The following is a 13,340-nucleotide window of genomic DNA, read 5'->3' as shown; positions in this document are numbered from 1 at the left end:
ATAAAATAAAAGGCCGGATGAAATTTCATCCGGCCTTACTTTTAAGCAATATTAATTCGCGCTAATTCGTGGCAAAAAAATTACTTGACAATCAGTTTCTTTGTCACATTAAAAGCTGTAGAATTAATGTTTACAATATAAATACCAGAAGATAAATGATGATTAATTTGCCCTGAACTTGAAAGTTTTTCTGTTAAAACAGTTCTTCCGTTTATATCAGAAACAGTAATAGAAGCCACATCTCCAGATGCTAATTCAGGTAATAATACATGAAATTCATTGTCTGTTGAAGGATTTGGATAAATACCAATTACGTTTTCAGTTTCTGAAGCTTCGTCAATTTTTAGGGCAGATTTACTTGTTCCAAGTGATGTAGTTTCCAATTGCCATTGTGCACTGTACCAGCCATCTTGAGAATTCCCGTATTGTGCAGATCCGGTTTGATTTTCAACATGAATAATATTTCCGGTTTGCCATCTGTTTCTTAATCTTGTCCAGGTTCCGTCGATATAATCGCTAGACCATTGTGCACTCCAAAAAGTGGTATCTGTTATATTAGCCTGAACACTTCCGGTTTGACCTTCAATATTTATTAATTCACCAGTTGCAGCATTTTTAAGCACAAAATAAGTAGCATCGATGGCTATTTTTTGCCATTTATAACTATTGTTAGCAACAGTTGTTCCGTAACCCACATTTGTACCGGCATCAGATAAATAAGCGCCTGTCCATCTGTTTTTTATCGTGTAATATGTTCCTGTAGCAGTCGAAACTGTAATAGAAGCTGTACTTGTTTTGCTTCCGCTAACGGTTGTTACCGTTATTGTTGCAGTTCCGTTAGCTACTGCTGTAACTAAACCAGATGTATTTACAGTTGCCACAGTCGTATTGCTAGAACTGTACGTTACAGATTTGTTTGTAGCATTTGCAGGAAGAATTGTTGGTGTAAGTTGTTGTGTTCCTCCAACAGATAATGATGTCGAAGTTGGACTTAAACTTACACTTGTTACTGCCACGTTTGTAGCATTTACCGTTACAGCACAAGTTGCAGTTTTTGCTCCATCCTGAGTTGTTACTGTAATAGTTGATGTTCCAGCAGCTCCAGCTGTAATTAATCCAGATGCATTTACAGTTGCTACAGCAGTATTGCTTGAACTGTAACTAACGGTTTTATTTGTCGCTGTTGAAGGCGAAACTGTTGGCGTTAATTGTTGTGTTGCACCCACCAATAAGGTTGTCGTTGTTGGAGATAATGTTACTCCTGTAACCGCTACAACAGTTCCCGGGTTAGAATCGTACCAAGTTGCGTTCATGTACCAACCTGTTTTGTTTCGGGTTAAATCAGCAGATTGGCTTGTTCCGTCATTAAAGATTAAATTAGTTGAGGTTACATTGGTGAATGTATAGCTGTACCAGCCATTTCCGGCATCGGTCATGTTTACGCCCGGCCATGATGCATCTGCTAAAACGCCTGTTGGCAATGCACTCCAATAATAGATTTTAATTCCGGTTCCCCAATTTGATGGTTTATAGAAATAAACGGTAAAATTAGTATTTGGATTTACCGTAATTGCTGCAATTGCAGTTTTGCTTCCATCCTGAGTGGTTACAGTAATATTTGCTGTTCCTGCCGAAACGGCTGTTACCAATCCAGATGAATTTACAGTTGCAATTGCTGTATTACTTGAACTCCAGGTTACTGTTTTGTTTGTAGCATTTGCCGGAGCAATTGTAGCAGAAAGTTGTTGTGTGTTTCCTGCATACAAACTTGCAGTTGTTGGCGAAACACTTACTGAGCTAACAGGAATTGCTGCAACCGTAATGGCCGAAGTTGCTGTTTTGTTTCCGTCAACAGTTTTAACTGTAATAGTTGCTGTACCCGCTGAAACTGCTGAAACTAATCCGGATGCATTTACAGTTGCTACGGCTGTATTGCTTGATGTCCAGGTTACGTTTTGGTTTGTTGCATTTGCCGGAGCTAATGTAGCACTCAATTGTTGTGTAGATCCTAAACCAACAGTCGCTGTTGTTGGACTAACCGAAACTCCTGTAACGGCTACAGTAGCCACATTTGTATTGGTTAAAACTATATACTGAAAAGCATTAAAAGATTGTGTAGCGCCAGAAACCAAAGTTACCGTAGCACCAGTATAAGCATCTTTGTAGGTTCCTGCTAATGCTGCCGGAATCACAAATGTTTTACTGGCATTTCTAAGATTGGTCATGACAATAACTTTCTCTGTTCCAAGTGTTTTTGTAAAGGCACAGATATCATCACTTGCATAAGGTGTCATTGTACCACGACGAATGGCGGCACTACTATTTCTAAAGTTAAGTATTTTGGCAAATTCTGGCGTAGCAGCTGTATTGCTCCAGTTGATTTTTACACTGGTATAAGGCCATGGAATTACCTGATTAAAGGCTACTTCTTGTCCGCTGGTTAAAAAAGGAACGCCTTTCATATAACCTGAAACTAAGAAATTTGCAACAACTCCGGCATTACTTTTAAATACGGTAAAAGGAGCAGTATCACTGTTGTTTTCTGAGTCATGATTGGCAGTCCATCTCACTTCTTGCTGACTTCCTGTTGCATACGTATATTCCATGTCGTTTGTGGTTTGGAATCTTGTTGAAACCGGACCTCCGCCTGCAACATTTTTCAAGGCATCATAAAACCATTTATCACCAAAATTCATATCAAATCCAGCTTGGAAATTTTGTAAACGATCTCCTTCGGCAAGCATTAATAAGTTATGAGAAGTGATACCTCTTAAATTACTGATAATTTCTGTCCAGAAATCAATAGGAGGATTATTAGCAAAATCACAACGATATCCATCGATATTGGCTGCAAAAATCCAGTAACGCATCGCATCTTTCATTGCTGCACGAAGTGCCGTATTGTTAAGATCCAGTGCGGCGATATCACTAAAGTTTGCCAACTGATTAATTGTTGTTCCGGTTCTTTGATAATATTCCGGATGAGATACCGTCCAGGGATGATCCCAGGAAGTTCCGTTTACAGCAATGTCCAGCATTACAGCCATACCTTTGGTATGAGCAGCAGCTACCAAATTACGCATATCGGTAAGCGATCCATACTCAGAACCTACAGATTTATAATCTTTGATGCAATAAGGAGAATTTGAACTTCTGGAATCGGTTCCATAAGGATAAATAGGCATTAAATAAAGCACGTTGATACCAAGTGATTTGATTCGGTCCAAATCAGAAGTAACTGCGGCTAAAGTTCCGGAAGCACTATGCGGACGAATGTGTACCTGATAAATATTGGCGTCTCTTGGGTCTGGTACTCCCGTATAAGGCGTTCCGTACTGAGCGGGATCTTGCGCATACACTGAACTTGCAAATAATAATAGAAAACAGACTAGTGCTTTCGTGAAAAGAAATAATCTAGTGGTAATTTTAATTTCCATAATTTCGGTTTTTTTGCATGCTTGTCAGCATCTCTAACTAAAATTCATTCTCACTCGCATTGTTTTTAAATTTGACAAACATTTTGTGGTTAATAGTTTTCAAGTAGTAAAATTTTATTTTTTGTCCATAAAATTGGGCAATAGTTTTTCTGCCACGAATTCACGAATTATTAATCTGTTTAAGATTTAAAAAAATAATTCGTGAATTCGTGGCGGAAAATTTTAGATTACATTCTGTAACCTCTTATAACTTTTTCAATCCCTTTAATTCTGATGCATTTCCTTCTTTGATGCTGATGGCAACACCTCCGCCCGGAGCTAAATACTGTTTTAAAATTGTTTTTGAGGTTACAACAACTTTAGTCACGGTATATTTTTGTGGATTTTTGTTCCAATTTGCTTCTTTGGCGTCAGCATAAATTGTGGCGATGAAATTTTTTCCGGCAGGTAAATAATCAAAAGTAATGTTGGCAGTTCTTGCGTTTTCATCGGTAATTCCTCCAATAAACCATTCGTTTTTTCCTTTTGCTTTACGGGCAATCGTGATATAATCTCCCGGTTCAGCTTCAAGGATATAACTGTTATCCCAATCTACAGCAACATCTTTGATGAACTGAAATGCATCAGGAAAACGCTCGTAATTCCCAGGAATATCAGCTGCCATTTGCAACGGACTGTACATCGTAACGTAATACGCCAATTGTTTTACCAAAGTCGTATTGACACGTTGCGAACTTCCGGTTCCGTAATAAGACAAATCAGTTTGGAAAATTCCCGGCGTAAAATCCATTGGGCCGCCCATCAAACGTGTAAATGGCAAAATGGTTGTATGATCCGGATTTAATCCTCCCATAGATTCAAACTCAGTTCCACGTGCAGATTCCTGAGCAATCCAGTTTGGAAAAGTTCGGTTTAAACCTGTTGGTCGAACTGCTTCGTGACTATCAATCATGATTTTATAATCGGCAGCACGTTTGGCTACATTAATGTAATGATTGACCATCCATTGTCCATCATGATGTTCACCACGCGGAATAATTTTCCCTACATAACCTGTTTTTACAGCATCATAACCGTTGTCATTCATAAACTGAAAAGCACGGTCTAAACGACGCTCATAATTAGTTGCAGATCCAGAAGTTTCGTGGTGCATGATAATTTTTACACCTTTTGAAGCAGCATATGCATGAACAGCTTTTACATCAAAATCAGGATAAGCGGTTACGTAATCAAAAACTTCCTCTTTCCAGTTGTTGATCCAGTCTTCCCAACCAATATTCCAACCTTCGATCAAGATGGCATCGAAACCATTTTTAGAAGCAAAATCAATATATTCTTTTGCTCTTTCTGTTGTAGCTCCGTGTTTTCCATTCGGCGTAAGCTTAGAAAAATCATCCGTTAGTTTTACGTTGTTTTCTTTTCCAAAAGCCCATGTACTTTTTCCGGCCACAAAATATTCCCACCAAATACCGATGTATTTTACCGGTTTGATCCACGAAACATCTTTATAATTTGTTGGTTCGTTGAGGTTCAGAATTAATTTTGAAGCTAAAATTTCAGTTGCTTTATCACTTACAACTATGGTTCTCCAAGGCGATTGCGCATCGGTTTGCATATAACCTTTTGCACCAACGGCATCTGGTGCCAAATGACTTCTCATTTTGTTGTTTACAGCGTCAACTTCAAGATACATGGCCGGATAATTGATTAATCCCGCTTCGTGAATGTTGATGTATAAACCATCATCAGATTTCATCATAGATGGCGTTTGCACTGCTAATTCTTTAATAGGCCATTGCGAATTGATTTCGATCGTCGCTTTTTTCATCAACGAAGGAATTTCAGAAATTTTCGAAGTCGTATACGCATATTCATTGGTGTCATAATCTCCGGGAATCCAGAAAATTTTATGATTCCCAGCCAGATTAAATTCAGAACGTTCTTCTTTTATTACAAAATAATTCAAATCATTTTGCTTCGGAAATTCATACCTAAAACCTAATCCGTCATTGAATAAACGGAAACGAATTCGAATATATCTGTTGTTATTTTTGGCTTGAGCCAAAGTAACAACCAACTCGTTATAGTTATTTCTAATTGTTTTTTCTTCACCTAAAACAGGATTCCAAGTATCATCAACTGAGGATTGTGCTGTATTTGTAATGGTAAAACCATCCATAAACGAAGGCATATTCTGAAGTTCTAAACCCAAAGAACTTGGTTTTATAACTGCTTTTTGTTTATATGATAATTGGTAAGATGGAATTCCGCCTTCCTTCAATTCAAATTTTAAAGAAAGATTTTTGTTTGGCGAAGTGATTTCCTGCGCCTGAATCCATAAGGAATTTGAGCACACAAAAAGCAACAGCGCTATTTTTTTGCCCAAACGAATTTGAAGCAGCATTTTTTGGGATTGAAAATTCATGTTATTTAGTTTTTTGCAAATCTAATTTTATTTATTAAAGTTGCGTATGTATTAGTTTTTCAATACTAAATATTGAAACGGAAGTAATGTAATTTCGGCCTCAACAGTAACTGCAGTTCCTGTAAAAGCATCTTTCCATGTTCCTTTTAAAGTTGGCGCAACAAGATATTTTACAGTACTATTTGTTAAATTAGAAAGTACCAAAACTTTTTCGGCATCGTTTACCATTGTAAAAGCACTTACTGCATCACTGCTGTATCCGGTGTAAGTTCCTTTTTTAATGGCATTACTGGTGTTTCTAAAAGCGATTATTTTTTTATATTCGGCTAACATAGAAGCATCAGCAACAGACCAGTCGATTGGTGTTTTTGCGAAATAATCGATTCTTTTGTCATATCCAACTTCTTGTCCGTTGTAAATCATTGGGACAGATTTTAAATAAGCAGCTACAACAAAAGTTGCAACGGATCCTTTTTTACCTCCAAACAGTTCCAAAGGCGTTTCTTCTGAAAGGTTTACGTCGTGATTGCTGGTGTATCTTACAATTCTGTTTTCAGCGTTATAATTGTTTGCATATTCTGTAGCATTAGAATCCTGAATGGTAGTTGCAGGTTTACTTTCTTTGAAAACTTTTTCTAAAGTGCTGAAGAAATTGAATCCAAAAGTATAATCAAAACCAGAAGCAAAGTGATTTACTTTTGATCCTTCGGCCAACATTAAAATGGTTTGATTTTTTTTGATGCTTCTTAATTTCGTAATTGCATCTGTCCAGAAGTTTTGTGGCACAAAATCAGCATAATCACATCTAAAGCCATCAATGTTTGCATTGTAAACCCAATAGGACATGGCATCGATCATCGCATTTTTCATTTCGGTATTATTGAAATCTAATTGTGCAACATCATTATAATTCGTTCCCGGAGGAATAATAATATTTCCGGCAGCATCTTTTTGGTACCAGTTTGGATGTTGTGTAATCCAGGCATTATCCCACGCCGTATGATTGGCAACCCAGTCAAGGATTACGGCCATATTTTTTTTATGTGCTTCTTCAACTAAAACCTGAAGATCCTGCAAAGTACCAAAATCAGGGTTTACAGCTTTGTAATCCTGAACAGCGTAAGGAGAACCTAATGCTCCTGAGGCTTTTACTTTTCCAACAGGATAAATGGGCATTAAATAAATAACATTTGCACCCAATTCCTGAATTTGGGTAAGTCTTTCCTGAACACCTTTAAGGGTTCCTGCCTGACTAAAAGCACGAATATTTACCTGATAAATTATAGCATCTTCTTTTTTAGGCATTTTATCGAAAGATGCTCCGTATTGTGTATAAGGAGAATCTGGAGTTGAATCGCTATCCGATGAACTACACGAAACAAATGCTAGTGCAAGTAGTAAGGCATAGACGATTTTTATATTTGATTTCATATCTTATTGAATTTGGTTTAATAAGCTTAGCATTAATTTAGAAGTTAAGATAGCCTGCCTTTCGCTCAAAAAAGGCAGGTATCACTCAAACTAATCTAGCTTATTTTTAATAATGTTAGATTATTTTTTAACGATCGTACAAGTTGCAGTTGCAGGATAACCTGAGGTTGCCGGATCTACTTCGTTTATAGTATACGTTATTTCGTAAGTTCCTGCTTCGCTAATAGTATAAGCACCACCATTATCTTTATTGATCGTATTGGTTGATGGATCTGCAGGACCGTAGTTTACATCCCAATTATCATTCAATCTGAATTTTAACGCTCCAGGTAATAAATTGGCAGTAACTTTCCATGTTTTGGTCTGATGATCGTATGACATTGGTACAGAATGATTCCAACCATAATTAGCATCACCGGCAGTTTGATCTGCAGTTGCTGAAGCTGGTCCAACAATTCCCCATGCATACGGAGCAAAACTCCATTTTAGGGTATTTAAATTTACTTTGATTTGATAAGAACCTGAACCCGGAAGTGTAAAGTCAGTATCACTCATGTTTTTCAAATCAAAATTAGTATCACCAGCACCATAAAATTGTGCCCAGTTTCTGGCTGTATTCAATTTGAATCCAGGACCTGCACCAACCGGAACCGTCATGTAGCCCTGATAAATTCCTTTTTGAATGGCAGTTAATGCAGCAGCAGTTTCGATAGCCCAGCCCTGATAACTTCCCGGCATATAAATTTCGCCAAAAACAACACTTTTTTCGTAAGGCGTAATGGTTATTGTAATAGGATCAGAATAGATTTTTCTGTCCATAGCAGCTTCTACACGAATTACTAATTTTCCTGCAACGCTAGGTTCAAGACCTAAGTCTACCGCAATTTTGTTTAAGTCTCTTCCAATGAATGATTTGCTTAAAACATCCTGACCTACTTCAATACGTTTTGCTTTTTGCCACGCATTGGCACCGCTTGTATCGCCAATTAAATCAAATTGAATCGCATAAGAAACAGGAGCTTCAATCGGGAAGGTTACTTCCGGCCATGAAAGAAGTAATGCATTATCATCAGCATTGTCTTCTGTTAACACGATAGTACTGGACGAAGCAACAACCTGAGAAGGAAAACTTACTGCCTTTAAGGTCGTTAATTCGGCTTCACTGTCACAGGAAGCGCCTAAAAAAAGCAAGCTTCCTAATATCAATAATTTATTTATATATTTTTTCATGATAGTTTTGTTTTTAGTAACCCGGGTTTTGTTTTAGTCCACGATTTGCATCTAAAGCAGATGTTGGAATTGGGAACAACTTTCTATAAGCAGGAGATGCAGGTCTGAATTCGTTTGCCAATAAAAATTTATCAAAACGAATCATATCTTGTCTTCTGTGTCCTTCCCAGTTTAATTCAAATCCTCTTTCGTTATAAATATCATCAAGAGTAGGGTTTGCAGCTAAAGCTGTTAAACCGGCACGTTGTCTGATTTGATCAACAAAAGGTTTTGCAGCGCCAGGATTTCCTAAACGGGCATTACATTCAGCCATCATTAAAATTACATCAGCATATCTAAAAATCGGAAAATCGTTAGAAGCTCCACCACCGGTCCTAGGTGTTGCAGGGTAAAACTTAACGTTACGGACACCAGCCTGCGGATCTGCGCCGGGATTATCTAAGGAAGCTACGTCAAGCGTATAATTGAAACCTCCCGGTTGTTCTCCAAACAAAAATTGTTTTCTACGGATATCATTTGCATCGTATTTCAGGAAAAATTCTTTCGGAACAATTGTACCATTCCAGCCGCTATAGCCAAACAAAGCTTGTGCGTGGGCACCATATAAACTACGAACCGCATAAACGTTACGGGAAACTATATCCAGAGTTGCATAAATGGATAAGATGGTTTCGTCTTCCGGCAGCACATCTCCAAATAATTCATAATATTTACTTCCCAAAGGATTTGAAGCATCTGCAGCTCCAGAATGAAGTGTGAATCCGCCTTCAGCAACTTTGTTACAGGCAGCTAAACATTCATTCCATTTTGAAGTTCCGGTGTAAACCTCGGCGTTTAGATACACTTTTGCCAATAAAGTATAACCAGCCCATTTGTTGAATCTTCCGTAATAGTTTCCTCCTTTAGTACCAGAAAGTAAGTCTACGTTTTCTGTCAATTCTTTTACAATAAAATCATACACTTCCTTACGGCTTGATTGCGGAATTTTATCTACTGTAATATTATTGTCTGTGAAAAAAGGAACATCTCCGTAATCATCAATCAATAAATAATAAAAGAAAGCTCTTAAAACTTTTGCTTCGGCAATTTTTGAAGCTTCGGCATTTGATTTTTCTAATAAACTTACCGCTAGATTGGCATTGAAAACAGCTTTGTATAACCAGTTCCATGTATTGTTAATAATAAAATCTGTAGGCAGCCATTCGTGTTTGTGCAAACGGGCAAAATCTTGCTGCCAGTCACCGGTATTTCTATGCGGAATAACCTGCTCATCAGATGACATACAGTTCATGTCATACCAGCCGTTATCAGCTCCTGCATAACCTACGCCAGAAGCTCCTTCTCTTGCGAATTCACCCGGGATTTGTGCATATACGCTCGCAAGAGCAATATCTGCTCCCTGAGGAGTTCCGTAAAATTCATCTGCGGGATATTTATCGTATACATTTTCGCTGATATCAGTACAGCTAAAAAGGGTCAGGAAACAAACGCTTCCTGCTATTACTATATTTTTAATTTTCATCTTTTTACTATTTAAATTTTACAGTTAAACCAAACGCCACACTTCTGGTACGAGGATAAATTCCTTTATCTCCACCAAAGCTATCTCCGCTGCCGCTCACATTTAATTCAGGGTCAATACCTGTATAATCAGTAATCAGGAATAAATTGTTTCCTGTAAGTGAAAGTCTGATATTATCAACATATTTGTCTGTAAAACGGAAAGTATATCCCGCAGTAAGATTTTCTAAACGAATAAATGAACCATCTTCCAACCATAAATCAGAACCGTAAGGAGATGTGTAAATTCCTTCGTCTACTGCACTTGCCAAAACATTTGATTTACCAATGTTTTCCATTCGACTTAAATTAGAACGTAAACTGTTGTAAATTTTATTCCCTCCTGAACCTCTCACTAACATCGATGCATCGAAGTTTTTATATCTGTAAGAAGGATTAAAGGCAAAAGTGTATGTTGGTAAAGCAGAACCTGCATAATAACGGTCCGGACTTTTAGTACCCTGATCAATGATTCCGTTTCCGTCACGATCCAAAACGGTTTCAACATTATTTTCATTTTTACCGGTATGCTCCAGAATATAAAAAGCACCTACTGGTTTTCCTTTTACTAAATAGGAGTTTTCAGCTCCCCAGCCCACGTAGTCTGTATTTAACGGAACTCCGTTTATACTTCCGCTTAAATTAAGCACTTCATTTTTCATAAATGAAACGTTTCCTGCCAAAGTAAGGGTGCTGTTATTGGTTTTAATTACATCATAGGCAAGAGAAACCTCAAGACCTTTGTTTGAAATACTTCCAACATTTGCCATGATACGATCATGTGGAAATGGAGGTTGAGGTACTACATAATTAAATAATAAATTTTCTGTTTTAGAAGTGTAAACATCGACAGTTCCTCTTAATCTATTGTCTAAAAGAGCAAAATCAAGACCTAAATTGGTTTGTTTTTTAGTTTCCCATTGCAAATCGGCATTTGCATTTTGACTCACACTGTAATTTGTAATTTGCTGACCACCAAAATAAGTAGTTCCTGAATTTCCCACCAATGCTATTGATTGCTGTGGAGAAAGACCTTGCTGATTACCGGTTTCTCCGTATCCGGCACGAATTTTCAATTCATTAAATAAACTTTGGTCGCCCATAAAGGACTCTTTATTGATTTGCCATGCAACAGATGCCGATGGGAAATCTCCCCATTTGTTGTTCGCTCCAAAAACAGATGAACCGTCACGACGAATACTCGCTGTAAGTAAATAACGGTCTAATAAAGAGTAATTTACTCTTCCTAAATAAGAAACTAAGCTTCTGTCATTTTTATAAGAAGTGATATCACCAGGGCGAACATTAGACATGTCACCCAATTGAAGTGCATTGTAAGTTGTTTTGTCATTGATAAAACCTCTTGCCTGCGCATAACTTCCCTGATAGGTTTGACTTTGCCACTCGTATAAACCTAATACGTTTATGCTGTGTATGCCAAATGTTCTTTTGTAATTAAGACTAAAGTTGGTTAATTTTTCATTTTGTCTTTGATTGTTGATATTCGCAAAACCTTTTTGATCAATTGCAAAAGCAACGGTTGATTCTACCGGCTGGAAATACCCATACGTTACATTTGTTTTTCTCCAGCTTCCAAACCAGTTTGCTGTTAAGCCTTTCGCCAAATCCAGATCAGCTTTTAAACTTCCAAATAAATTATCATTTTGAGATTCATTTGTAGTGGTTTGTGCTGCTGCATATGGATTTAGGTATTGAAATACATTAGGATCTGAAAAGTATGTTCCGTCAGTATTATAAACAGGATCTGTTGGTCTTACTAAATATGCATTTGTAATTAAATTTGATCTATAAGCTGCTGTTCCAATATCTTGAATGCTGCTGGTTGTGTTGTTAACACCCGTATTTAAATTAAAAGTCAATTTTAATTTATCATCAAGCGCTGACTGAGTAGCCTGAATACGGCCAATATATTTTTGGTTGCTTGAATTAATTACAACTCCATCTTGTAAAATAGCAGTTATAGAAGCTCTGTAATTAAATTTATCCGTACCGCCGCCAAAAGATAAAGTATGCGTTTGCGTAATTCCGGTTTGTGTCAAAAGACCGTACCAATCTGTATTCGAACCATGATTAGCAGATGCCGGAACACCAACACTTTGAGCTGCTGCCCACCATTGGTCTGCATTTAGCATGTCTAATTTCTTCGGAATAAAATCTAAAGATGTTGAACCAATATAGTCCATAGTGGTTTTCCCCGCTTTATTCTTTTTAGTGGTAATAATAAGTACACCCGGTGCACCGCGAGAACCGTATATTGCAGTTGCAGATGCATCTTTTAGAATGTCGTAGCTTTCAATTTCACTTGGTGGAACCTGGTTTAATAAATCCATATTTCCTTGTATTCCATCAACAACCACTAAAGGATCACTTCCTCCAATTAAGGAAGAAATTCCACGAATACGAACACTTGGTCCTGAACCCGGTTCACTGCCTAATTGCGTGATATTAACACCGGCAGCTTTACCAGAAATTAATTGTAAAGGATTAACAATTGCACCTTGATTCATGTCTTTTGCAGCAATTGAAGAAACCGCTCCGGTAACATCTTTTTTAGCTGTAGAACCATAACCTACAACCACTATTTCCTGTAAATCTGTGGCGTCAGGAAGAAGTTGAATGTTGATAACGTTTTGGCTTGCAACTACTTTTTTCTCTTTGTATCCTACAAAAGTTACAATGATTACAGAAGCTGCACTTTCAACAGTTATTTTGTATTTCCCGTCAAAATCAGTTACCATTCCGTTTCTGGTTCCTTCTTCAAGAACCGAAGCTCCGGGCAAAGGCAAACCATTTTCATCGGTAATAATTCCGGTTACAGTTTGTTTCTGAAACTCAATAACTTCCGTTTTAAGTTCAGGTTTTTTCAGGATAATCTGAGTGTCCCTGATTTTAAATTCAGTTGGAGTTCCTTTAAAAAGTCTGTCTAAAACAACATATATCGACTGATCTTTTACAGAAATAGAAATCGTTCGGTCTAAGTCGATATCATTCAGTTTGTAAATAAATCTGAAATCTGTTTTTTGCTCGATGGTCTCAATAACCTTTTCGATTGTTGAATTGTTTAATTCCAGGGTTACTCTTGTCTTTTGGGCATAAGTACTCGCTTTAACATTAAACATGGCGACCAAAATAAGTAGTGTAGTTAGTTTCAATTTTAGGTCATTTTGGAACACTCGGTATAAAAACCCAGCATTCTTTGATTTTTTTTTCATAATTTTGTTAATTGATTGTAGTTA

General features: G+C 37.3%; 6 protein-coding genes. All 6 read right to left on the bottom strand.

The genetic code is table 11. From position 1 onward, the window contains the following. Nucleotides 1–80 precede the first annotated feature (80 nt). Complete coding sequence (locus tag ACZ0AH_RS22605) at nucleotides 81–3,437, bottom strand: Ig-like domain-containing protein (RefSeq protein ID WP_463477980.1); 3,357 nt, start codon at nucleotides 3,435–3,437, stop codon at nucleotides 81–83. A gap of 244 nt (nucleotides 3,438–3,681) precedes the next feature. After that, on the bottom strand, nucleotides 3,682–5,862 hold the full coding sequence (locus tag ACZ0AH_RS22600; protein ID WP_463477979.1) for a glycoside hydrolase family 97 protein: 2,181 nt from the start codon (nucleotides 5,860–5,862) through the stop codon (nucleotides 3,682–3,684). A gap of 51 nt (nucleotides 5,863–5,913) precedes the next feature. Continuing rightward, nucleotides 5,914–7,293 (bottom strand): alpha-amylase family glycosyl hydrolase, encoded by a 1,380-nt coding sequence (locus tag ACZ0AH_RS22595; protein ID WP_463477978.1) that lies wholly within the window; start codon nucleotides 7,291–7,293, stop codon nucleotides 5,914–5,916. A 120-nt stretch (nucleotides 7,294–7,413) separates the two neighbouring features. Next, nucleotides 7,414–8,523 carry a SusE domain-containing protein gene (locus ACZ0AH_RS22590; protein ID WP_463477977.1) on the bottom strand — a complete coding sequence of 370 codons (1,110 nt, stop codon included), beginning with the start codon at nucleotides 8,521–8,523 and terminating at the stop codon, nucleotides 7,414–7,416. Nucleotides 8,524–8,536: 13 nt separating this feature from the next. Beyond that, on the bottom strand, nucleotides 8,537–10,045 hold the full coding sequence (locus ACZ0AH_RS22585; protein ID WP_463477976.1) for a RagB/SusD family nutrient uptake outer membrane protein: 1,509 nt from the start codon (nucleotides 10,043–10,045) through the stop codon (nucleotides 8,537–8,539). A 7-nt stretch (nucleotides 10,046–10,052) separates the two neighbouring features. After that, nucleotides 10,053–13,256, bottom strand: a complete 3,204-nt coding sequence (locus ACZ0AH_RS22580) for a TonB-dependent receptor (protein WP_463477975.1) — start codon at nucleotides 13,254–13,256, stop codon at nucleotides 10,053–10,055. Nucleotides 13,257–13,340: the final 84 nt, after the last annotated feature.

The sequence above is a fragment of the Flavobacterium sp. AC105 genome (assembly GCF_979258495.1).
Note: the sequence above shows the minus strand (reverse complement) of the source record. Positions and strands in the feature narration are given on the sequence as shown.

Excerpts from the sequence above, each read along its gene's own strand:
- ACZ0AH_RS22605 (WP_463477980.1), bottom strand. The coding sequence starts at position 3,437 with ATGGAAATTAAAATTACCACTAGATTATTTCTTTTCACGAAAGCACTA.
- ACZ0AH_RS22600 (WP_463477979.1), bottom strand. The coding sequence starts at position 5,862 with ATGAATTTTCAATCCCAAAAAATGCTGCTTCAAATTCGTTTGGGCAAA.
- ACZ0AH_RS22595 (WP_463477978.1), bottom strand. The coding sequence starts at position 7,293 with ATGAAATCAAATATAAAAATCGTCTATGCCTTACTACTTGCACTAGCA.
- ACZ0AH_RS22590 (WP_463477977.1), bottom strand. The coding sequence starts at position 8,523 with ATGAAAAAATATATAAATAAATTATTGATATTAGGAAGCTTGCTTTTT.
- ACZ0AH_RS22585 (WP_463477976.1), bottom strand. The coding sequence starts at position 10,045 with ATGAAAATTAAAAATATAGTAATAGCAGGAAGCGTTTGTTTCCTGACC.